Here is a 23,012-nt window from a genome sequence, read left to right as displayed (position 1 = left end):
ATCACCGATCGGGCGGATTCACCCGGTAACCGTCACCCGTCGCGATCACATCCGCTACGTCCCCGCGGGGACGTCCGCAGCTGCGGTCGCACCCGGCCCAGTGCTGGCGCCCGACAACCGGAAGTTCTGCCTGCTCGACGGCGGTGATCGCGTCGGCGCGCACATCGGCGAGCGACTTCTCGCATCCCGGACTTCCGGTGCAGGCGGTGACCTCGAGCCACGGTGAGTTCTCGTCGAAGATCAACCCCATGGGTGCCAGCACCCGGACTACCTGCTCGGCTGCCCATTCGTCGAGGTCGAAGATATGCACCGATCGCCACGGCGTCACGACGACGGGCTTGTCGACGGCGGCGAGGAACTCGGCCAGCCGAGCGTCGAGCAGTCCGTATCGCAGGCCGCCGCCCAGAGCTACGGTCCCGTCGCGCTGCTCGAGCCAGCCGACAGTGGGCCGTGCATCCGGCGTGAGGTCCGCCGCAACGGTGGACTCGGCGCTCAGACCCAGCTGCTCGAGGGTGCGTTCGATTCCGTCCGGAACCTCGGCCAGGCGCCAGTGCTTGTCGCGGACGTCGAGGAATGATCGAGCCGCCTCGAGGAGCAATTCGACGGCGTCGTCCGCCTGGACGAGATGAGTGGTGTGGTGACCGGCGAGCACCAGTGAATGCTCGGTGGCGCTGCGCGCATGGAGTCCGAAATCGCCCCGTAGCCCGGTGATGTCTCCGCGCCCGTCGTCGAGGGTGAACAGGGTTCGCCCTGGCAGATCTGCCAATGCTTGATCCGCTTGGATCGCCGAATCGAGACGGTGGACCAGTTCACGAATGTCGGCGACGCCCCCGATACGGCCGGACAGTGGGGACGCGAGGATGTTGCGCACTCGCTCGTGCGTCGCGGACGGCAGCAGACCGGCCGAAGCGATACGCGCCGCGAAGGCTTCGGGGTCCGAGACCGAGCGCAGTTGTACGTTGCCCCTCGAGGTGAGTTCCATCTGCCCGTTGCCGAGATCGCGCGCCGCGTCGGCGAGCGTCTGCAATTGGACCGGGGTGAGGAGTCCGCCGGGTAGGCGCACGCGTGCCAGTGCGCCGTCGGCGGCGTGGTGAACTTGCAGTGCACCCGGGCACGCGTCTGGCTGTGAACGGTCCGTGGGCATGGCTCCAGGGTACGACCTGTCATGAGTGCCTTCTGCGGACCGGTAGCATCACCACCACCAGTGACGGCAGTTGAGGAAACCGGTGAAAGTCCGGTGCGGTCGCGCCACTGTGAGTGTTGCTCGAGCGGGACGTGTTTCCGCCCGGAAACACGAGTCAGACCCTCAACCGCCGTCGATGACAGATCTGTGCCACGGGGCGCGAAACCCCAGGAAGGCTTCACCCGTGATTCTTCTGCTCTCCACGTCCGACACCGATCTGCTGAGCGCCCGCGCCAGCCAGGAAGCCGGCGACGGAGTTTCCTACCGCTGGGCCAACCCCTCACGCTTGCTGGTCTCGGAGGACTTGCCGCCCTTGCTCGACGGCGTCGACCTCGTGATCGTTCGTATCCTCGGCAGCCGTCGCAGCTGGGAAGACGGCTTGGACATGGTCCTCGCCTCCGGACTTCCCGTAGTCGTTCTCGGCGGCGAGCACGCGCCGGACGCCGACCTCATGGAGTGCTCGACGGTTTCCGCCGGTGTTGCTGCCGAGGCGCACAACTACCTGGCCGAGGGTGGCGCACAGAATCTGGCACAGCTGCACCACTTCCTGTCCGACACCGTCCTGCTCACCGGCCACGGGTTCGAACCGCCGGCCCACCTGCCTTCCTGGGGCATCGCTGATTTCGCGCCCGATCTCGACTCGGCGAGCGGTCCGGTCATCGCAGTTCTGTACTACCGCGCCCAGCATTTGGCCGGAAACACCCGGTACATCCAGGCGTTGTGCGACGCGGTCGCCGAGGCCGGTGGCACCGCGCTGCCGATCTACTGCGCATCTCTGCGAACCGCAGAAGCCGAACTTCTGAGCACGCTCCGCCGCGCCGACGCCATGGTTGTGACAGTTCTTGCTGCCGGTGGCACGAAGCCCGCGACCGCGTCCGCCGGTGGCGACGACGAAGCCTGGGATGTCGCCGCACTCGCTGCGCTCGACGTCCCCATCCTGCAGGGCCTGTGCCTGACCAGTAGCCGCGCCACCTGGGACGAGAACGACGACGGACTGTCGCCTCTCGACGTCGCGACCCAGGTCGCGGTGCCGGAATTCGACGGCCGCATCATTACCGTCCCGTTCTCCTTCAAGGAAATCGACTCCGACGGACTGTCCACGTACGTCCCCGACGTCGAGCGCGCTGCCCGCGTCGCCGGGATCGCGGTCCGTCACGGCAAGCTGCGCCACATTCCCACCACCGAGCGTCGCGTTGCTCTGATGCTCTCGGCGTACCCGACCAAGCACGCCCGCATCGGCAACGCCGTCGGTCTCGATACTCCGGCGAGCGCAATCGACCTGCTCACCGAAATGCGTTCTGCCGGTTACGATCTCGGTCCGGTCGACGGTCCGGACGCAGTTCCCGGCCTGGCGGCGAAGGACGGCGACGCGCTGATCCATGCCCTGATCGCGGCCGGCGGACAGGATCCCGACTGGCTCACTGCCGAGCAGCTCGAGGGCAATCCGATCCGCATCTCGGCAGCGAAGTACCGCGAATGGTTCGCCACCCTGCCCGAGGAACTGCGCAGCGGTGTCGAAGAGCACTGGGGCGCAGCGCCCGGAGAGCTGTACGTCGACCGCTCGCAGGATCCCGACGGCGAAATTGTCATCGCGGCACTGCGATTCAATAACATCGTGCTCATGGTCCAGCCGCCGCGGGGATTCGGTGAAAAGCCCGTCGCGATCTACCACGACCCGGATCTGCCGCCGAGCCACCACTACCTCGCGGCCTACCGCTGGATCGCTGCAACACCGGACAACGGCGGATTCGGCGCCGACGCCGTTGTGCACCTCGGCAAGCACGGAAACCTCGAATGGTTGCCCGGCAAGACACTCGGCATGTCGAGCAACTGCGGTACCGACGCAGCCCTCGGCGACCTGCCGCTGATCTACCCGTTCCTCGTCAACGACCCGGGTGAAGGAACACAGGCAAAGCGTCGCGCCCACGCGACTCTCGTCGATCACCTGATCCCGCCGATGGCCCGCGCCGAAAGCTACGGCGACATCTCCCGTCTCGAGCAACTGCTCGACGAGCACTCCAACATCTCCGCACTGGACCCGTCCAAGCTGCCGGCCATTCGCCAGCAGATCTGGACGCTGATGCGGGCGGCCAAGATGGACCACGACCTCGGCCTCGCGGAGCGTCCCGAAGAAGACGTGTTCGACGACATGCTCCTGCACGTCGACGGTTGGCTGTGTGAGATCAAGGACGTCCAGATCCGCGACGGTCTGCACATTCTCGGCCGCGCACCCGAGGGCGACGCCGAAATCGAACTGGTCCTGGCCATGCTCCGTGCCCGTCAGATGTGGGGCGGCGAACAGAGTGTCCCTGGTCTGCGCGAAGCTCTCGGGCTCAGCGAAGACGGCGACGAGTCCCGCAACCGTGTCGACGACGTCGAGGAAAAGGCGCACGCTCTGGTTCGCGGCATGTACGACGCCGATTGGAACCCCGCTGCGGCAGAACAACTCAGCGACGACGAGACCGTCGTGAAGATCCTTCAGTTCGCGGCCACCGAAGTGGTTCCACGCCTCCGACAGACGAACAACGAGATCAAGCAGGTCCTGCACGCGCTCGACGGCGGCTTCATCGCCGCCGGCCCGAGTGGGTCACCGCTGCGCGGCCTGATCAACGTGCTTCCCACCGGTCGTAACTTCTACTCCGTCGATCCCAAGGCAGTTCCCTCACGACTGGCGTGGGAGACCGGTCAGGCGATGGCCGAGTCGCTCGCCGCTCGATATCTCGCCGATCACGGCGAGTACCCGCGCTCGGTGGGTCTGTCCGTGTGGGGTACCGCCGCCATGCGTACCTCCGGCGACGACATCGCCGAAGTGTTCGCGCTCCTCGGTGTTCGCCCTGTCTGGGACGAAGCAAGCCGACGCGTGGTCAACCTCGAGGTCATCGATCTCGAAGAGCTCGGCCGCCCGCGCATCGACGTCACCGTCCGCATCTCCGGATTCTTCCGTGATGCGTTCCCGCACGTGCTCGCACTGCTCGACGACGCTGTTCAGTTGGTCGCCGCATTGGACGAGACGGACGAGCAGAACTACGTGCGCGCCCACGCGCAGGCCGACCTTGCCGAGCACGGCGATGCCAGGCGTGCGACCACTCGCATCTTCGGTTCGAAGCCCGGAACCTACGGCGCCGGCCTGCTGCAACTCATCGACTCCAAGACCTGGCGCGGTGACGACGACCTCGCCGAGGTGTACACCAACTGGGGCGGCTTCGCGTACGGCCGTGGGCTCGACGGAATCCCGGCAGCCGACGACATGCGCAGTGCATACCGTCGAATCAACGTGGCGGCCAAGAACACCGACACGCGTGAGCACGACATCGCCGATTCGGACGACTACTTCCAGTACCACGGCGGCATGGTTGCCACCGTGCGCGCGCTGACCGGAAAGTCGCCCGAGGCATATATCGGCGACAGCACTCGACCGGAATCGGTTCGCACACGCACACTTTCGGAAGAGACCGCACGTGTCTTCCGGGCGCGCGTGGTCAATCCCCGCTGGCTCGACGCGATGCGCCGTCACGGGTACAAGGGTGCGTTCGAGATGGCGGCCACGGTCGACTACCTCTTCGGGTACGACGCCACCACAAACGTGGTCGCGGACTGGATGTACGAAAAGCTCGCCGAGACCTACGTTCTGGACGAGCAGAACCAGAAGTTCATGACGCAGTCCAACCCGTGGGCCTTGCACGGAATCGCCGAGCGGCTCCTCGAAGCCGCCGAGCGCAACATGTGGGAGCACCCCGAGCAGAAGACACTCGACGGCTTGCGTCAGGTGTACCTCGAAACCGAAGGCGAACTCGAGGGGGAGTAAACCTCGAGAATCACCGGCAGGTCCGGGCGCTGAAGTGTGTCAGCGTCCGGACTTGATGATCTGAGCGATGTTCCGCTCCGCCAGAGCAGTGATGGTCAGTGACGGATTGACGGTGCCGGTGCTGCCCGGAATGGCAGCGCCGTCCATCACGTACAGGCCGTCGTAGCCCTTGACTCGCCCGTAACCGTCGGTGGCCTTGCCCAGAACCGCACCGCCGAGGGGATGCGCGGTGAACGAGGAATTGACGTCCTTCGCGAACGGCAATGCCGACGGCAGCGTGGTGCCGGCGAAGGCCATCTTGTTCTGGACGGCGCGTAGTGCCTCGACGGTGGCGTCGTTGCCGTTCTTCGGCCAGTTCAGCACCACCCGATCGGAGCCGCCGTCGTAGGCGAAGTCGGCGCGCTGCGAGTCGAGGGTCATCCCCAATGTTCCGAGCATGCCGATGTTGACGGGTAGGCCGGGGACGTACCAATTTTCCAGGGAGAGTGGCATTCCCGACTCGTCGACGATGCGTGATGCCGACGGTGCGGCTTGCGCAGTGCCGTCACTGAAGCCGAACGAGCGCACCATCCCGGCGTCGCCGTTCGTTCCCCAGCCCTTACCGACGTGTTCGTTGAGGTTCGGCAGCGCGCCCGTCGCCTGGGCGCGTACCAGCAGTTCGGAGGTGCCGATCGAGCCGGCGCCGAGGAACAGACGGTCACAGATAAGAGTCTTCCGGGCCAGAACGCCACCCGTCGGATCCGTCGATTCGACGTCGACGACGTAGCGTCCATCACGTTCGCGACTGATCGCGAGCACCTGATGTCCGTAACAGACGGTGGCTCGTCCGGTGGCTTCGGCGGCGGGAATGTAGTTCTGTGTGAGGTCGAACTTCGCGCCGTTGGAGTTACCCATGTTGCTGTCACCGACAGTGGCCGAGGCTCGGGTTCGGCCGTCGAGTTCTGAGCGCACCACGTCCCAGTTCCAGATCCCGTCGATCCGCTGCGGATCGAATCCGGCACGACGAGCGTCCTGATCCCAACGACGCGAGTGGCCGAAGTTCGGGGTTTGGTAAATGTCTTCGGGCAACGGGCTCAGACGCAGCATCTGGCGCACTTTGGGGTACCAGGTGGACGCCATCTCGTCGTAGTCGAGGGAGTTGCCGAAGACTGCGTCGAAGAATCGGCGCTCGGGCGCGATCATCACGCCGGTGAAGATGATGGAACCACCGCCGACTGCAGCGCCGCGCCAGACCGAGATGTGTTCGTAGTCGGTGGCATCGAGGACGCCGCTGAAGTAGTCGCACACCACCGGGAGTCCGGTGAGGTTGGTGAACGATGTGCGCCGGAAAACTCCGCGGCCGTCGGCCAGCATGTCGGAGGTGTGAATCTCCCGTTGCGGATCATGCGGCCATCGGAGTCCGCGTTCGAGGATGGTGACCTGGGTGCCGCTCTGCGCCAACCGGAGAGCGGTGGCGCTTGCGCCGAATCCGGACCCGATGACGATGGCTTCGGAATGCTCCGGGGGAGTAGGAGATGGTGCGAACAACTCGGGGACGAGCGCGCGGTAGTGATCAGCACCCATCGGTAGCGCCCGTAGGGGTGCGGGGGCGGCGTGGCTGGTCGACGTCGACATGAGCGGTGTCGCGGCTGCAACTGCCGCCCCCGCCCCGGCGGCTTTGAAAAAGTCACGACGCTGCATGTCACGGCGCTGCATGTGTAAGTTCGACTCCCCAGTTCGACGGTTTGCCTCAGAATAACTCGAGATGGAGTTCGGGGACGAAACGGCGTGTCCGACGTCATGAAGAACTGGATAAAACGTGCATAAGTGGCACTTCCTGGGTGGTACTGATCGGTCGCCAGATAGTCGCGGAATCTTGTCGGTGTTCAGCGAGAGGCGCTCGCACCTATCCTCGAGGAGTGAACCCCGACTTCAAGCGCGTCTCCGAGGCCAAGTACGTCCTACTCACGACCTTCCGCAAGGATGGAACTCCGGTGGCGACTCCACTCTGGGCCGCGCCGGACGGCGACAAGCTCCTGATGTGGACCGTGACCGATTCCTACAAGGTCAAGCGCATCAGGCGAAACCCGTCGGTCACCGTCGCTGCGTGTGACACTCGGGGAAATCCCAAGGGTGAACCGGTGGCCGCCGTCGCCGAGATCCTCGACGGACCGGGCACCGATCATGCTCGCGACGCGATAGCACGTCGGTACGGAATCCTCGGCTGGATCACCATGAAAGGCAGTCTCCTGCGCCGCGGCAAGACCGGAACGATCGGACTTGCCATCACTGCAGCCTGACCGCGCGTCAGTTGCCGAGCAGATCGTCCAACGCTGAATCGAACCGCGGATACGTGAAGGGGAAGCCTTTGTCCGCCAACACTTTCGATACGGCATGACGACCCGTCAGGCCCAGGGCAGCGTCGCTGCGAAGAAGGAACGCGCCGAATCTGACCATGAAAGCGGGCGTCGGCGGCGCAGGTGGCCGGTGAAGGTGCTTGCGCAGCCCGGCCATCAGCTCTGAGTTTCGGACGGGATCCGGAGCCGTCGCGATGACCACCCCCGAGGCAGCCGAAACGGGTTCGAGTGCCCAACGAACGATCGACAGCCAGTCCTCGATGTGAATCCAACTGGTCCACTGCCTACCCGAGGCGACGCGTCCGCCCAGTCCGAGACGCACGAGCAACAGCAATCGCTCGAGCGCCGGTGTGCCCTTCTCCAACACGACACTGGTTCGCAGGATCACCACTCGTGACGCGTTTGCACCCTCGACCGCTGCCTCCCAGTCCTTTGCGACGTCGGTCATCTGAGGTGGCCCGTCAGCGAGGGGAGAATCCTCGTCCAATCGTGCCTCACCCGCATCGCCGTAGATCGCGAGCGTGCTCGCCTGGATCCACACCGGAACAGGGTTCGCCAGTAGTTTCGACGCTTCGACCAGCGCGCGGGTCGGATCGACCCGGGAGTTGGTGAGTAGTGCGATGTTTGCCGGGGTGGGTCGGCGATCGACCAACTCGCCGGCCAGATTGATCACCGCGGCGCCGCCGAGTTCTCCCGCCCAGTCGCCCACCGTGACACCGTCCCACTGAACCTGCCTGTGCCTGCCAGGTTTCGGTGAGCGAGTCAGGACCACGACGTCATACCCACGGTCCGCGAGATCGTCGCTGATCCGGCGGCCGAGAGCGCCGGTGCCGCCGGCGATCACGACCTTCGTCATCACTGCGCCTGGCTGACCGAGGACATGTGGAAGTCGGGAATCCGCATGGGCGGCATGGCCGTGCGGGTGAACCAATCTTTCCACTCCCGGGGAAGCGTGATCTCGGTACGTCCAGCCTCGGTGACCCGCCGCAGGAGATCGAGTGGACTCTCGTTGAAACGGAAGTTGTTGACGGCGCCGACGATCTTGCCGTCCTCGATCAAATACACCCCGTCACGGGTGAGTCCGGTCAACAGCAGCGTCGTCGGATCCACCTCACGGATGTACCAGAGGGTTGTGAGCAGTAGACCCTTCTCGGTACCTGCGATCATGTCCTCGATCGAGGTGTCGTCACCACCGGTCAGGATGAGATTGTCGCCGGGAACTGCGACAGGTCGACCGAATTCTCGTGCAGCGTGGCGCGGGTACGCCAGCGCACTGACGACGCCGTCTCGGACCCAGTCGACGGGTTCGATCTCCATACCGTTGTCGAACAGTGAGACGGATTCACTCGACGACGTCGTGATCACGAACGGCGCGGATTGCAAGCCCTCGGCGCCGGGGTCGGAGGTGAGTGTCAGTGGCAATCCGAGCTTCTCGCCGATCCGGGTTCCACCGGTGGTGGACAGTGCGGTGTGGCCTTCTTCGGCGCCGCGACCCTCCATGGTCCACATCAGATAGATCATCAGGTCCGCCACAGCAGACGGAGGAAGAATTGTCTCGTAGCGGCCGGCAGGCAGACTGACGGAGTTACCCGCCCAGTCGAGTCGAGTGGTCAACTGCGACAAGAGCTTCGGTATCGAGATATCGCTGAAATCGACAGTTCCGGATCCGACCCAGGCGCTGGCGTCGCCGCGCTTGCCGTTGATCTCCACGGAGCCGGTGGCCTGAGCCGTTCTACGTCGCACGCCCGTCGAGGTTCCGAGCCAGGTGGTGTGCAACTGGTGGTGAGCGAAGCCGAACAACTGGTCGCCGCCGTCGAAGGCCGTGGACAGGTCGGCAGCCAACGGCGCAAAGACACCGATGTCGGTCAGGGCGGCCGGCAGGTCCCAGTCGGTCTCTGCCGCCGACTGCGTGATCAGGTCGGACGCGTCGTCAGCCGGAGTGGCTGTGCGCGCAGCTTCTTCGCTTGCATGTACGAGCGCGGAAATCTGCTCCGGATCGACACTGCTGGAACTGACAGTGCCCACCTTCGCGATGTCACCCTCGCGCACGATCGAGATCACCGTCCACGTCCGGGACAGCGAAACTCCGTTGGTGGTCATCGAATTGTTGGCCCACCGCAGCGACGCCTCACTCGCATCGGTCACGATCACCAACGATTCGTCTACCGTCCTCGCGGCCAATGCACGCTCGACGACCTGCTGCGGATCGATCACTGCTGAGCCTCCGAACGAGTATTGAGGATGTTGACTCCGCGGAACAGAGCGGACGGGCAGCCGTGGCTGACCGCCGCAACCTGACCGGGTTGCGCCTTGCCGCAGTTGAACGCGCCCTGCAGACGCCAGGTCGACTCACCGCCAACGGCTTCCATCGAGCCCCAGAAATCCGTCGTCGTCGCCTGATACGCCACGTCGCGCACCTGACCGTCGAGCTTTCCGTCACGGATCTTGAAGAACCGCTGACCGGTGAACTGAAAGTTGTAGCGCTGCATGTCGATCGACCAGGACTTGTCACCGACGACGTAGATGCCGTTCTCGACTCGCGAGATCAGGTCTGCAGTCGAGGTGTCCGTAGAAGGGTCGGGGGAGAGCGAGACGTTGGCCATTCGCTGGATGGGAACGTGATGTGCGGAGTCTGCGTACGAGCAACCGTTGGAACGCGTCAGCCCCAGCCTCGGCGCGAACACGCGGTCTAGTTGATACCCGACCAGTGTTCCCTCTGCCACCAGATCCCACCGTTGAGAGGCGACGCCGTCGTCGTCGAATCCGACGCTGGCCAGGCCGTGCTCTTCGTTACGATCGGCGGTCACGTGCATGAGTGGCGTTCCGTATTTCAGCGTTCCCAGCTTGTCCGGCGTCGCGAACGACGTACCGGCGTAGGCCGCTTCGTAGCCGATCGCCCGGTCGTATTCGGTGGCGTGTCCGATGGATTCGTGGATCGTGAGCCACAGATTGGTCGGATCGATCACGAGGTCGGTCGGACCCGCTCCGACGGTCGGTGCCTTGGTCTTCTCGGCCAGCCACTCCGGGATCTGCGCGAGCTCATCGCCCCAGTTCCATGTGCTCTCCGCCCCGAGGTACTCCCATCCGCGGCCTACCGGCGGCGCCAAGGTGCGCATCGATTCGAAGCTGCCGGCCGACTTGTCGACGGCGGTCGCCTCGAACTCGGGGTGCAGACGCACCCGTTGCTGGGTGATCGACGAACCGGCCAGATCCGCGTAGAAGGTCTGCTCCTTGACCTGGAGGACACTCGCCGTGACGTGATCCACGCCGTCGGCGGCTTGAAGCCGTCCGGAGTAGTCAACCAGCAGGCCTACCTTCTCGGCCGTCGGTGTCGCGAAGGGATCTTCGAGGTACGGCGACACCCACGTCGCGTCGGCGTAGACGGGCTCGTCGGCGAGGGTGACCGGATCCCGATTGAGCGAGCGCAATGCCTTCGCGACCTCGACCGCTTGGCGTGCCAGCGCAGCAGCGACATCGGGGGACACCTCGGCGTGCGAGGCGAATCCCCACGTGCCGTCGACGATCACACGGACGGCGACCCCGATCTCGTCTCCGTCGGACACCGCCTGAACTACGCCGTCGCGCAACCTGATCGACTGTGTGAGCACGCGGTGGACACGAACATCGGCGTGCTGGGCGCCGGCCGTTCTCGCTGCCGACAGCGCCGCATCAGCGACAGCTCGCAGCGGGAGGGCGAGGAAATCTGCATCGACATCTCGGGTGACGGTCACGCACACGACGCTAGCCGACGACCGCCGATCTCAGCCGAACTGCTGCCATCCGAGGCGAATCACCATGGCGATCACGACCACCAACAGCGTGATCCGCACGAATCCGGATCCCTTGCTCAGCGCCATCCGCGAACCGATGACCGCGCCGAGAACGTTGCACACCGCCATCGCCAAACCCAAACTCCACCAGACATGCCCGGTGACGGCGAAGTAGGCGAGCGCGCCGAAATTGGAACCGAGATTGATCACCTTCGCCATCGCTGCGCTCCGAACGAATTCGGTTCCGAGGAAGGTCGCGAAGCTGATGATGAGGAAGGTGCCGGTGCCGGGTCCGAGCAGACCGTCGTAGAGGCCGATGAGTCCGGCGGAGAGCAGCAGGACGAGGACGGTCTTGCGCTGCGTCGGACGATGGGTCGCGATCGTGGTGCCCAGCGTCGGACGCATGGTCACGAAGACGGCGACGGCGACGAGGACGACCATCACGATCGGAATGAAGTACTTCTTGTCGATCAGCGAAACGGCCGCCGCCCCGCACGCGGCCGTCACCGCAGCCAACGCGGCTGCCGGCGCCATCTGCCGCCACTCCATCGGGATTCGACGGGAGAACGTGTACACCGCAGCACTCGTCCCGGTGAATGCCGTCAATTTATTGGTGGCCAGTGCCGCCTGTGGGGTCAATTGGGGTGCGACCAGAAAGAGCGCCGGCAACAGAATCAATCCACCGCCGCCGACCACGGCGTCGACCCAACCCGCCGCCGTCGCTGCCGTCATCAGCAGTCCCCAATCAGCAATATCCACGGCGGTGACTCTTTCACAGCTGTGACACTCTTGAGCACATGCGGAGGTTCAGCCTGTGGCTGCGAGGAAAGCCGATGATCGCGGACAGCGCGCTGGCGCTCGTGTTCTTCGCGCTCGAGGTAGTCACGTTCGTCAGTTCGCCGCGTGAGGAGCGGTGGCCTCAGCTCGTCGTCGGATTTCTGATCTGCCTTCCCGTCGTGTGGCGTCGCAAATATCCGCGTGTGTCCGCTGCGTCCATTTTGTCGATGTCGTACTTCGCAACCTTGATGATGTGGGCGACCGGGGATCCGGCTGCGGAACATCCAGGCCTGTTGGCGCTCGGGGTCTCGCTCTACACACTCGTTGCGTATGTCGATCGACGCACCGGGGCGATTTTCGCGTGCTTCCTTGCCCTGGACATGACACTCTCGTTGCTCGTCATCCGCGAAGACGTGATCCTCACGATCATCATCGCGACCCTGCTCTATGCACTGGCCTGGATCACCGCCGAGTTCTTGAGCGCCCGCCGCGCCTACGACGAGGAAGTGGCCGCCAGACTCGAAGTGGCCGAATACGAACGGGATCGGCGTGCCGAGGATGCGGTGGCCACGGAAAGAACCCGAATCGCCCGCGAACTCCACGATGTCGTCGCCCACGCGGTCAGCGTGATGATCGTCCAGGCGGACGGCGCGTCGTATGCGGTCGATTCCAATCCCGCGTTGGCCAAGAAGGCGCTCGGCAACATCTCCAGCACCGGACGCGACGCCCTTGCCGAGCTTCGCCGTACCGTCTCGCTGCTGCGCACCGAGGTCAGTAGTGATGCGATGCCGCAACACGGAACTGCCGGCATCGCCAAGGTCGTCGAGATGATGCGGGCCGCTGGTCTCGGCGTGCGCCTCGAGCTGACCGGCGAGCTCGACGACGTCAGTCCTTCAGTCAGCCTGGGAATTCATCGCCTCGTTCAGGAATCACTGACCAATGTCCTCCGCCACGCCGGCGCAAACCCGAAGGCACGAGTCACCGTGCGCCGCACCGACACCGCGGTACTACTCGAGGTCGTCGACAACGGAACGTCGAGTTCGACCTTCTCCCACGGTTCGGGGAATGGACTGGTCGGAATGCGTGAGCGGGTGGCGGTACTGCACGGGACGCTCGAGACCGGACGACGCCCCGACGGCAGTTGGCGTGTGTACGCAGAGCTGCCGCTCGAGATCCACGATTGATACCGGCTCGCCGCAATCGCATTGGCACCGACGTCTCAGGCCCGATAGGTTTACGCCGTGCCCATCACCGTGCTGCTAGTCGACGACCAGGAACTCATGCGGATGGGCCTGAACATGGTGCTCGAAGCACATGAAGACATCTCGGTTATCGGTGAGGCCGGCGACGGGGCCGCGGCGGTCGCAGCGGCGGTGGCGCTGAAGCCTGACGTCGTGTTGATGGATGTGCGGATGCCGATTGTCGACGGGGTGAAAGCGACCGAGCAGATTCTTGCCTCCGGGATCGAATCCAGGGTCCTGGTGATGACGACCTTCGACCTGGACGAACACGCTCTCGGTGCCTTGCGCGCCGGAGCCAGCGGCTTCCTTCTCAAGGACACCCCGCCCGAGGATCTCGTGTCGGCAATCCGCAGCGTGGCAGCCGGTGACGCGGTTGTTTCCCCGAAGGTGACACGTCGTCTGCTGTCGAGGTTCATCGTGGACGGTCCGGCGCCCCGGCGCGATCCGGTAGTTCTCGACGTCCTGACCGAACGCGAACGCGAAGTCCTCGGACACGTGGCCACGGGGCTGTCGAACATCGAGATCGCACAGCAGCTGTACCTGTCCGAATCGACGATCAAGTCGCACGTCGGACGCATTCTGACCAAACTCGATCTGCGTGATCGTGTGCAGGCTGTGGTGCTGGCCTACGAGACCGGACTGGTGACTCCGGGCGCGTAGGCCAGCCGCCTGTCAGGCAGCGAGCGTTTCGCTCTGCTCAAGCATCAAAAGCGCCCACTGTTGGCAGCACGATGCAGGTCTTCCCGTCTGCGTAATCGACATTGCCGAACAGAGCGGCAAACACCTTGCCGTCACCGGTGTCGACGACCTTCGAGAGCAACGGCGTATCGAGTACGGGCAACTTCTCGTCCAACGGGACGATGCCGCCCTTGAACGTGCCGACGTTGATCCAGGCAACACTCAACCCGGAGGTCTTGGGTATGCCGACGTAACCCGGGATTGCCTGGAACCGGAGATGGTCGGCCTCGACCCACGGCGGCAACGGGAAGTTCGGACCGGCCTGTGCGGAGCTGAGGGTGACGGTGACGGGTTCACCGGCCACGCCACACCCGACGGTCGGTGCGGGGTACATGAACGACTGCGGCTTGGTGACGCCGATGTCCGGGAGATCGAGAGCGGTCGTGATCTGATCAGCGCCTGCCGTGCCGATCAACTGCTGAACAGCAGCAGAGGCTTCGGGGGAGATGGCTGCGGCCTCCGCGATCAGTGCGGCAATTCCTTCGGGTACCACCGGTTCTGCGGCCGCGGTTCCCGCGCTGATCATCGCGCTGCCGGCGGTGAGTGCCACGACGGCGGCAGTGCCGGCGATGGCAGCGGGAATGCGTCGGGCGAGTGTCTTGCCGGGGAGTCGGCTCATGTCGGGCTCCTTCATTTCATGAGGCCGGGGAATGCGGCCCGAAGTGACTTGACCATGCGCAGAGTCTCAACGTCAACTTGAGGTTTAGAATCGTTAGCGGAGCGTTAGTTAACGCCAGGCAAGTCGCACGTGCGTGAGAGAAGGCCCGTGTGACTCACGGCACCCACCTGTTTTGCACCTCTGCGTCGTTGTCGGGAGAAAAACCGGCCCCTCGAGCGTTGAACGAATAGACCGTCTGAAAGGGGACGTCATGATCGCCGCCGTATTTCTCCTCTACGTGATCGTCGAGATCGCAGCCTTGGTCATCGTGGGCAACGCCATCGGTGTCGCCTGGACAGTGCTGCTGTTTCTCGCCGGATCGCTTGTCGGATTGATCCTCATGCGCTCGCAGTGGCGACGGGTCATGGACGGGTTCCGTAAGGCCACGCGGGGTGAGGGATCGCCGTCACTGGCGGTCGCCGACGGCGCCCTGGTCGCGGCGGGCTCCGCGTTGATGTTCGTACCCGGACTCGTGACTTCGGTTCTGGGCCTGCTGCTTCTGATTCCGCCGACCCGCTGGGCGCTGCGCCCGCTTGCAGTGCTCCTGGCAGGTAAGCGCGCAGCAGCATTTGCCGCCGGTGGTGACGCCTTCGCCGGAACCGTCGGCTACGCGGCGCGGATGCGCGGAAACGGCGAGGTGATCGACGGCGAGATCATCGTCGAGACACCCGAAACCACCGAGTACGTCGCCAGCAACGGCAAGGAACTCGTCCTCGAGGGTGAGATTCTGGACACGGATACACCCACCCGTTCGCGGGGGCCGCAGTACTAACAGGCAGACTGGGTGCTCGTGACTACTCGTCTGCTGGTCAACGGCCGGATCTACAGTTCATTTGCACCTGATGCGACCTCGATCGCCATCACCGACGGCACCGTCGTGTGGGTCGGCGACGAGCGCGCCGGACGGGCGTTGCACCCCGCCGCGGAGATCGAAGACCTGGGTGGTGCGTTTGTCACTCCCGGGTTCGTCGACACCCACGTCCACATCACCGCACTGGGACTCAATCTCGTCGGCCTCGATCTCGTGGGCGCGAACTCTCTGGACGAATGTCTCTCGCGAGTACGAACATTCGCAGCCGCGAACCCCGAAACTGCCCATCCCGACGCAGTCATCTGGGGACACGGTTGGGACGACACCGAGTGGGCCGAGCAGACCCCGCCGTCGACCGCAGATCTCGACGCGGCCGCCCCTGGCCGCAAGGTGTATCTCTCGCGGATCGACGTTCACTCGGCCGCGTGCTCGAGCGCATTGCGCGACGGGATCTCCGGCCTCGCCGACACCGCTGGATACTCAGCCGAAGGCCCGTTGACGTTCGACGCACACCACCTGGCGCGCAATGCCGCTCGGAATCTGCTGACGGAAACTCAGCGCGCGTCTGCTCGTACCGCTGCGCTCGATCTCTGCGCCTCACGCGGAATCGTGGCCGTTCACGAGTGCGGGGGACCGGACATCTCGGGATTGACCGATTTCCAGGAACTGTTGGCCCACGATCACGGCGTGGAGGTTCGGGGCTACTGGGGTGAGCGTGTCGACAGCGAAGAGGATGCTCGCGCGCTCCTCGACAAAACCGGAGCAGACGGACTCGGCGGGGATCTCTTCATCGACGGCTCGCTCGGTTCGCATACCGCGTGGTTGCTCGAACCCTATGCAGACCAACCTGATTCGACGGGCAATGCCTACCTCGACGTCGACGCGATCGCCGCACACATCCGGGCCTGTACCCTCGCGGGCGTCCAGGCCGGGTTCCATGCCATCGGTGACGGCGCCGTCTCGTCGGCAGCTGCCGCGTTCCGCAGGGTCGCCGACGAACTGGGTGGCCCCAAGGTCGCCGCGTTGGGTCACCGCCTCGAGCACGCGGAAATGATGTCCATGGCCGACGCGGAAACCTTTGCCGCCTTGGGTGTCATCGCTAGCGTCCAACCGGTGTTCGACGCACTGTGGGGTGGCACCGACGGTCTTTACGCCACGCGCCTGGGAGTCGAGCGCGCAGCAGCGTTGAATCCGTTTGCACCTGCTGCCGGTAAGGGTGTCTCGCTCGCATTCAGCTCCGACGCCCCGGTCACCCCCATCGAGCCGTGGGCGATGCTGCGCGCCGCTGTCCAGCACCGCACCGACGGAAGTGGAATCTCGCCGCGTGCGGCCTTCTCCGCGGCAACTCGCGGCGCCTGGCGCGCGGGCGGAGTGCGGGACGGCGCCGCGGGAACCCTCAATCCGGGCGCACCGGCCTCCTACGTGTTGTGGGAGGCAGGCGAACTCGAAGTGAGCGCACCCGCCGACTCGGTTCAGCGATGGTCTACCGATCCGCGCTCGCGCGTACCCGCTCTGCCGAGGCTGGCGGAAGATGCGCCGATTCCGGTCTGCATCAAGTCGGTGCATCGCGGACGCGTCGTCTATCAGCGCGGCTCGTCGAGTGAGTGAGGCCGGCGCAGAGGCGTCTGTCGGTGATCGCTCCCGTGTGAGCGCTGTGCTCACCCGTTCCGCATGGCTACGTTCGCTGTACGCGGCCGCAGGTGGATTCCTGATCTTCGCAGGGTTCCCACCCCGCCCGCTGTGGTTCTTGGCGCCCGTCGGGATCGCTCTTCTGACGTGTGTGTTGACGAACTTCGGGCGCGGCGGACTGCGCCTTCGTGCCGGCTTCGGTTACGGATACTTGGCCGGTCTCGGATTTCTGGTGCCGTTGCTTCCGTGGATCGGTGTGTTCGTAGGTGCGGTCCCGTGGATCGCGTTGGCCGCGGTGGAGTCGTTGTTCATCGGACTGTTCGGGCTGCTTGCGGTTCTGGTGGCGAGGTTGCCATGGGCACCCTTGTGGATTGCTGCGACCTGGACGCTCACCGAGTGGCTTCGTTCCAGCGTTCCTTTCGGCGGATTTCCTTGGGGCAGGCTCGCATTCGGTCAATCCGAAGGGTGGCTCCTCCCTCTTGCGAGTGTCGGCGGTGCGCCGCTGCTCAGCTTCGCGGTGGCCCTGACCGGTACCGGCTTGGCAGCAGTTGCAGTCGCTGTCGCGGCCAAACGATGGGACCGAGGATTCTTCGGAGCTGTTGCCGCTGCCCTCGTGCCCGTGATTATTGCTCTCGTGGTGTCGCCGTTCTTGTCCACCATGGATTCCGGTGATCGAACGATCACCGTCGCCGCCATTCAGGGAAGCGTTCCGAGGTTGGGCTTGGACTTCAACTCGCAACGCAAGCAGGTCCTCGACAACCATGTCGCCGAAACCGTGAAACTTGCTGCCGAGGTGGACGCGGGCCGCGTCGATCAGCCTGACGTCGTGATCTGGCCGGAGAACGCCTCGGACATCGACCCCCTGCGAAACGCCGATGCCGCTGCCGACATCACCCGGGCCTCCGAAGCGATCGGAGCGCCGATTCTTGTCGGCACCGTACTCGTGAACGCCGATCGTACGACCACCAATTCGGTGATCGTGTGGGACGGCGCCAACGGTCCTCAGGAACAGCACGACAAGAAGATCATTCAGCCGTTCGGCGAATACCTGCCCTACCGAAGCTTCTTCCGGAACTTCTCCTCGTACGCCGATCGCGCGGGCAATTTCGTTCCCGGCGAGGGCAACGGCGTTGTCCATGCAGCGGGGGTACCCATCGGTGTCGCGACTTGTTACGAGGTGGCGTTCGACCGGGCGTTCCAGGAATCGGTGCGCAACGGTGCACAGTTGCTGGCGGTACCGACCAACAACGCTACTTTCGGGGACACCGAGATGACCTATCAGCAGCTGGCAATGTCGCGTGTGCGGGCAGTCGAGCACGGCCGCGCCGTCGTTGTCGCCGCAACCAGTGGTGTCAGCGCCATTATCGCTCCCGACGGTGCGGTGACTTCGCAAACCGACCTGTTCGTGCCGGCGGCCCTGGTGGCGAAGGTGCCGCTCTCGACCAGCTCCACCCTTGCCAGCCGAGTAGGTCCGGTGCCGGAGATCGTGCTCAGCATCATCGCGGTCGGCGCGATTGCCATGGCAGTGCTGGCCCGGCGCCGAGATCAGGCTGAGCACTCACCCGAGGAGACTGCGGCAATCTGAGCCGAGCATCGGATATTAGGGCTGCCGATGTTCCGAGGAGCGCCTACGCGGGTACTCGCTGTGCCACCCGTTCCTGCGTAAGGCGGCTTCTTGTGACCGAGCCTGAGAAAACCGAGCCAGACAAGTCCGAGCCCCGGGATGCAGTTCACAAAACCAGTGTCGTCGACGCGGTTCTGCAGTCACCGCTCGCCGGCCTGTCGCCGTGGATCTTGCTGTCCTTGCTCTCCGGGCCGGGAAGGTTCGAGGAATCCGCGGCCGCAGCCCTCGGGTTGTCGCTGCTGATCTTGGCGGCCAGTCACCGGCGCGGCGGCACCGTGAAGCTGTTGGAGGTCTTCGACGTCGTGTTCTTCGGCGTTCTGGCGGCCATCGGCCTCCTCGCGTCGGCGAACACGATTCGGTGGTTCGAACTCTGGGGAGGCGAACTGACCAACATCGCGCTGGTGGTCTTTGCCTTCGGATCGATCCTGCTCCGCAATCCTTTCACTTTGCAGTACGCGAAAGAGTCGACGCCCGAAGAGTATTGGACGACGCCACTGTTTCTGCACATCAACTACGTCATTACGGCGGTGTGGGCTCTCGCCTTCACCTGGTCGGCCGTAGTGGGCCTGTTCGGAGACGCACTGCTGCACGACGGTGACAACTTCTGGACCGGATGGATTCTGCAGTTGCTCGGAACCTTCTTCGCGATCTCCTTCACCGAGTGGTACCCCGAGTATGCGCCGAACAAGGCCGCTCAGGCTCAGGGCCTCGAAACCGAACCACCGCAGTCGATTTTCAGGCTGTTCGACTTTTTGCCGGTGTTCGTAGCCGTGACCGGCATCGCGGGGTTGGTGACCGACTCCGTTTCCGTGACCGCAGGCGTCACGTTGATTCTGGTCGGCGTGTTCGGACATCTGGCGATGCGACGGTTCACCGTCGACTAGGAGCTCTCGGTGATCTCGCGCCTACGGGAACTTGGTGCACGATCGTCTCGATGACCGGCAGGTGCCGGCTGATGCACGGAATTTGTCCGTTTCTGCGATAGTCAGTACACCTGCCGTGCAATGGAAACGAGGGAAATTGAGCGCTATTTCGAGTACTGCACACAAGCACGAGCCCCTACACGGAAGACGTCCACCAGCGGATCACCGCTTCCTCGGATTCGACACACGAGTCTTTCCACACGCCCTCGCGATCTTGGCGGTGTGGATGCTCTGGACCGTGATCGTGCCCGCCATCGATTCCGCTGTCTCCTCCGAAGATCCAACCGGAGCCGGAGACCGGATGGCCGTGACCGAAACGGTCTCCTTCGCCGCACCTGCGGGCTGGAATGTCGACAGTGGTTTCCGAACCGACCAACATGGCGCGTCCGATTCGCTCCCACGTGTGACGTTGACCGATGGCACCGTCACCGTGAGCGTCGACGCCGACACATTCAGTGGAACTGCCGACGAGCTCCTCTCCCAAACAGATGCCGTGAGTCTTGCGACGAACGGCAGTTCCGTGCTTGCGGTCTCCGGTGCGCGCCAGCCGATCAGCACCGCCGGGGGTCTGGGCGGCGTCCAGGTCAGCTTTGACACTCCGCGGTCCGCCGGATCGGTGACCACATTCGTCGTCGACGGCAAGGGAATTCGGGTACAGGTAGTCGGCCCACCCGATCAGATCGCCGCCCGCAGTCGAGAAATCACCGACATGATCGCCTCTATCGGCACACACGAGGGAGACACCAAGTGAGCACCGATCTCCTCGAAACCCGCTCCCGCGCATTCGATACGACGGCCTGGGGCGAGAAATTTCACTTCTTCCAGCCACGCAACGTCGTGTTCTGGATATACCTGTGGATGTGCGGATTCGGCCTCGTCAAAGGCTGGCAGATGTTTGCTCCCTTCGCCGGATACTTCGGGCGCGCACTCCTCGTTGCCGGCATCGTCGGCGTCATCAGCGCCGCGGTCTGGACATGGTGGTTCCGGCACATCGACCGCTACGAACGCCAACCCGTAGGACTAGTGGTCACCGGCTTCATCTGGGGCGCCACCGCAGCAACGTTCACTATCGCAGTACCCGCGAACGGAGCAGTCGGTTCGCTCTACTCGAAGATTTTCGGGCAGGTATGGGCTCAGGACTGGCATGCGGGCCTCTCTGCACCCTTCGTGGAGGAAACCGCCAAAGGCATCGGCATCGTAGTCCTCCTCGCGCTTGCACCACGCCTGGTGCGCACCGCAACCGACGGCCTGCTCCTCGGTGCTTTCATCGGCTTGGGATTTCAGACCAGCGAAGACTTTCTGTACTCGATTGCCGGCGCAACACAGGGCTTCGGCGCCCACCAAACCGACGGCCTGCTCGGTTCCATCGCCACCCGCACCTACTCCGACATCGTCTCTCATCCCCTGTTCACCGCCCTTTTCTGCGCCGGCGTGATCAATCTGATCGGCACCCCGGCCCAGCCCCGGCGGATCGGACGCGGATTGGCGTTGATCGTGGCACCCATCCTGATCCACGGCGTGTGGGATTCCATGCTCGCGATCGCCGGCGGCAGCAGTTCGCTCGTGTTCGTCATCATGATCGGCGACATCGTCTTCGCGTTCACTGCCTTGTGGATCGCGTTCGTCTGGGCGCACCCACGTGAATCCCACTTCGTCCGTGACATTCTCGCCCCGGAAATCGAGTCCGGCGTCCTGACCGACGCCGAGGTGACAGCCGCCGGCGGATGGCGACAACAACGCACTTACGCGAAAGCCGCACCCACTCGCACCGAACGTCGCCAACGACGACATATCGTTCGTGCCGCGCTGGATCTGTGCAGCGACCTAGCTGTCAGCAAGGGCGACGACAGCCCCCAGGTCGTCGAATCACGCAACGAAATCACCCGCCTCCGCCAAGGAACCGCGGCACAGAGCATCACTCGGTGACCGGGAAGTAGCGGAAGAACCGTTCAGCACCGCAAATCATTCACCCACACCCCAGTCGGCCGGGTTGCTTGCCATCGTCACTTGGCAAGCAACCCGGCCGAGTGACTGGGCTACCAGTTCACTCCGTATCGAAGTTTGGTGTACCGAAGTTTGGTGTGTCGCGGGGTGGGGGATACAGCTCACACTGGTGCACGAAGCAGTGCCGATGGTTCTCCAGCGCAAGTCCAGGATTTGCGCACTGTCGGCCCGCGAGTGCGCCTGGATGCTGAATGACGTTGCCCTGAAGTGTCTTTGAGGACCGCGAAGCATCCTGAAGTTGCCACGTCGAAGAAGGGCCGAAGTATGACGTCGACTTGTGAACGATCGCTCCCCGAAGAACGAGAAAGACCGCCCGGTGTAGAACCGGACGGTCTTGATCGAAGTGCTAGTTCATGCGCCGCGACGCTTGGCCTTCAGCAAATCGAGACGCTCTTTGAGGAGCTCTTCGAGTTCCTCGACCGAGCGACGCTCGAGCAGCATGTCCCAGTGGGTGCGGGGAGGCTTGACCTTCTTGGCTTCGGGAGCAGTCCCCTCCATGAGGGTGCCTTCGAGGCCGTTTCGGCACAACCAGGTGCCGGGGATCTCGGCTTCGTCCGCGAACGGGATGTCGAAGATCTCGCCGTTCTCGCACTTGTACTTGGCCATACGACGGGGCGCGAGGTCATGGTCACGGTCGGTCTCGTAGCTCACAGCTCCGAGTCGGCTACCTCGAAGTACGCGATCTGCCATGGTGGTGTCCTCTCTTCGTTCGTCACCGCTGGTGGGCGCCCTGACTTGGGGAGTAGACGCTCACACTCATCTACAACGCCACGAGCACCCGATTGGTTCCCGTGTGGCGAGAAGACGCAACCTCTCCATCTTACCGGGTACCGTGCGCGTTCATCGAAGGCGTCCGAATCTCGAGTACAGTGTCGATTCATGGCTGAGAGCACACGCGTCGGATCACCGCAGTCTGCGCGTTCGGGAAACCCGTGTGTGTGGTGTGGTCGAGAGGTCGCGGTGACCGGTGTCGGTCGTCGACGCCGGTACTGCAGCCAGTCTTGTCGACAGCGTGCGTACGAGCAGCGCAATGCCGTCAAGGGCACGTCGATCCCGGCTGACGCCGTCATCTTGACCGCAGTCGAAGCGGTCGAACTCGTGGATCGGATGTTCGAGGTCCGATGCGCTGCCGAAGATGTGGCGACAGCAATTGCCGAGGGCGCAGAGAGTTCAGAGCTCACACAGTTGTGTGAAAGGTTGACCGAGCTTGCCCGCGAAGCCGAACGTTTCCGGTAGAGCAGGTGTGGGCAACCGGTTTCTAGCCTTGCGTCGAGCACTGCAACACTGCGGTGCTCCTGACGCCTGACGACGACAAATTTTGATCCTGAGTTCGGACCTTCGGGGAGGTTCGGACTTCGAAGCGACCCTTCGTCGAGGTCGATGACCTTCGGCTGCGCTCTCGCAGGATCGCCACATGGTTTCCACTCGATATCGAGGCGGTGCGATGTTTCTCTTCAATCCCCGAGCCACACTTCCCGGCGCTGATCGTGACAACGCTGATCGTCACAACGCT

19 protein-coding genes and 1 riboswitch are annotated in these 23,012 nt (G+C 64.1%); of the genes, 11 read left to right on the top strand and 8 right to left on the bottom strand.

Annotation, left to right across the window (positions count from 1 at the left end):
• Position 1: 1 nt before the first annotated feature.
• A complete protein-coding gene (gene cobG / locus ACN50D_RS05200; protein WP_211920149.1) occupies positions 2-1,144 on the bottom strand; it encodes a precorrin-3B synthase in 1,143 nt (380 codons plus the stop codon).
• A gap of 74 nt (positions 1,145-1,218) precedes the next feature.
• Positions 1,219-1,304: riboswitch (cobalamin riboswitch) on the top strand.
• A 63-nt stretch (positions 1,305-1,367) separates the two neighbouring features.
• On the opposite strand from cobG, the gene ACN50D_RS05195 reads away from it, so the two are divergent.
• Positions 1,368-4,988 carry a cobaltochelatase subunit CobN gene (locus tag ACN50D_RS05195; protein ID WP_042919753.1) on the top strand — a complete coding sequence of 1,207 codons (3,621 nt, stop codon included), beginning with the start codon at positions 1,368-1,370 and terminating at the stop codon, positions 4,986-4,988.
• Between the two features lie 39 nt (positions 4,989-5,027).
• On the opposite strand, the gene ACN50D_RS05190 is transcribed toward ACN50D_RS05195, so the two are convergent.
• Positions 5,028-6,683 carry a GMC oxidoreductase gene (locus ACN50D_RS05190; protein ID WP_211920151.1) on the bottom strand — a complete coding sequence of 552 codons (1,656 nt, stop codon included), beginning with the start codon at positions 6,681-6,683 and terminating at the stop codon, positions 5,028-5,030.
• Positions 6,684-6,886: 203 nt separating this feature from the next.
• Here ACN50D_RS05190 and ACN50D_RS05185 point away from each other — a divergent pair, with 203 nt between their 5' ends.
• Positions 6,887-7,267 (top strand): PPOX class F420-dependent oxidoreductase, encoded by a 381-nt coding sequence (locus tag ACN50D_RS05185; RefSeq protein ID WP_211920153.1) that lies wholly within the window; start codon positions 6,887-6,889, stop codon positions 7,265-7,267.
• 7 nt (positions 7,268-7,274) lie between these two features.
• Here the strand turns inward: ACN50D_RS05185 and ACN50D_RS05180 are convergent, their stop codons facing one another.
• From ACN50D_RS05180 to ACN50D_RS05165, 4 genes are read right to left on the bottom strand one after another with little or no spacing between them, the layout of a single operon-like run.
• A complete protein-coding gene (locus tag ACN50D_RS05180) occupies positions 7,275-8,180 on the bottom strand; it encodes a TIGR01777 family oxidoreductase (protein WP_042919754.1) in 906 nt (301 codons plus the stop codon).
• Positions 8,180-9,538 carry a metallopeptidase TldD-related protein gene (locus ACN50D_RS05175; RefSeq protein WP_211920155.1) on the bottom strand — a complete coding sequence of 453 codons (1,359 nt, stop codon included), beginning with the start codon at positions 9,536-9,538 and terminating at the stop codon, positions 8,180-8,182. Before ACN50D_RS05175 ends, ACN50D_RS05180 begins: the two co-directional genes overlap by 1 nt.
• Complete coding sequence (locus ACN50D_RS05170) at positions 9,535-11,055, bottom strand: TldD/PmbA family protein (protein ID WP_211920157.1); 1,521 nt, start codon at positions 11,053-11,055, stop codon at positions 9,535-9,537. Before ACN50D_RS05170 ends, ACN50D_RS05175 begins: the two co-directional genes overlap by 4 nt.
• 30 nt (positions 11,056-11,085) lie before the next feature.
• A complete protein-coding gene (locus ACN50D_RS05165; protein WP_030536361.1) occupies positions 11,086-11,853 on the bottom strand; it encodes a TSUP family transporter in 768 nt (255 codons plus the stop codon).
• A gap of 38 nt (positions 11,854-11,891) precedes the next feature.
• Between ACN50D_RS05165 and ACN50D_RS05160 the strand changes: the two genes are divergently transcribed.
• Together ACN50D_RS05160 and ACN50D_RS05155 are read left to right on the top strand one after the other, a co-directional pair.
• The gene (locus ACN50D_RS05160) at positions 11,892-13,055 is read left to right on the top strand and encodes a sensor histidine kinase (RefSeq protein ID WP_030536362.1); all 1,164 of its coding nucleotides are present in this window, start codon (positions 11,892-11,894) and stop codon (positions 13,053-13,055) included.
• Positions 13,056-13,112: 57 nt separating this feature from the next.
• Positions 13,113-13,772 carry a response regulator gene (locus ACN50D_RS05155; protein WP_003945024.1) on the top strand — a complete coding sequence of 220 codons (660 nt, stop codon included), beginning with the start codon at positions 13,113-13,115 and terminating at the stop codon, positions 13,770-13,772.
• 37 nt (positions 13,773-13,809) lie between these two features.
• Here the strand turns inward: ACN50D_RS05155 and ACN50D_RS05150 are convergent, their stop codons facing one another.
• Positions 13,810-14,469 carry a hypothetical protein gene (locus ACN50D_RS05150; RefSeq protein WP_211920159.1) on the bottom strand — a complete coding sequence of 220 codons (660 nt, stop codon included), beginning with the start codon at positions 14,467-14,469 and terminating at the stop codon, positions 13,810-13,812.
• 250 nt (positions 14,470-14,719) lie between these two features.
• Between ACN50D_RS05150 and ACN50D_RS05145 the strand changes: the two genes are divergently transcribed.
• The 6 genes from ACN50D_RS05145 (at position 14,720) to ACN50D_RS05120 (ending at position 21,421) form a co-directional block, all read left to right on the top strand.
• The gene (locus tag ACN50D_RS05145) at positions 14,720-15,280 is read left to right on the top strand and encodes an FxsA family protein (RefSeq protein ID WP_003944915.1); all 561 of its coding nucleotides are present in this window, start codon (positions 14,720-14,722) and stop codon (positions 15,278-15,280) included.
• Between the two features lie 12 nt (positions 15,281-15,292).
• Positions 15,293-16,927: an amidohydrolase gene (locus ACN50D_RS05140; RefSeq protein ID WP_003944830.1), complete on the top strand. Its 1,635-nt coding sequence runs from the start codon at positions 15,293-15,295 to the stop codon at positions 16,925-16,927.
• A gap of 37 nt (positions 16,928-16,964) precedes the next feature.
• The gene (gene lnt / locus ACN50D_RS05135; RefSeq protein ID WP_081558815.1) at positions 16,965-18,533 is read left to right on the top strand and encodes an apolipoprotein N-acyltransferase; all 1,569 of its coding nucleotides are present in this window, start codon (positions 16,965-16,967) and stop codon (positions 18,531-18,533) included.
• Between the two features lie 92 nt (positions 18,534-18,625).
• Positions 18,626-19,456, top strand: coding sequence for a hypothetical protein (locus ACN50D_RS05130; RefSeq protein ID WP_192712409.1), 831 nt, complete (start codon positions 18,626-18,628; stop codon positions 19,454-19,456).
• A gap of 136 nt (positions 19,457-19,592) precedes the next feature.
• Positions 19,593-20,246 (top strand): hypothetical protein, encoded by a 654-nt coding sequence (locus ACN50D_RS05125; protein ID WP_249342658.1) that lies wholly within the window; start codon positions 19,593-19,595, stop codon positions 20,244-20,246.
• A complete protein-coding gene (locus tag ACN50D_RS05120) occupies positions 20,243-21,421 on the top strand; it encodes a PrsW family intramembrane metalloprotease (protein WP_211920163.1) in 1,179 nt (392 codons plus the stop codon). The genes ACN50D_RS05125 and ACN50D_RS05120 overlap by 4 nt, the downstream gene beginning before the upstream one ends.
• Positions 21,422-21,850: 429 nt before the next feature.
• Here ACN50D_RS05120 and ACN50D_RS05115 read toward each other — a convergent pair whose 3' ends face one another.
• The gene (locus ACN50D_RS05115; RefSeq protein ID WP_003944971.1) at positions 21,851-22,189 is read right to left on the bottom strand and encodes an RNA polymerase-binding protein RbpA; all 339 of its coding nucleotides are present in this window, start codon (positions 22,187-22,189) and stop codon (positions 21,851-21,853) included.
• Positions 22,190-22,378: 189 nt separating this feature from the next.
• Between ACN50D_RS05115 and ACN50D_RS05110 the strand changes: the two genes are divergently transcribed.
• Positions 22,379-22,735 (top strand): hypothetical protein, encoded by a 357-nt coding sequence (locus ACN50D_RS05110; protein ID WP_050655267.1) that lies wholly within the window; start codon positions 22,379-22,381, stop codon positions 22,733-22,735.
• The last annotated feature ends 277 nt before the right edge of the window (positions 22,736-23,012 follow it).

It is taken from the genome of Rhodococcus sp. SB1D (assembly GCF_048573875.1).
Taxonomy (GTDB): domain Bacteria; phylum Actinomycetota; class Actinomycetes; order Mycobacteriales; family Mycobacteriaceae; genus Rhodococcus_F; species Rhodococcus_F qingshengii.
The sequence above is the reverse complement of the archived record's forward strand: the minus strand, read 5'-3'. Positions and strand labels throughout refer to the sequence as shown.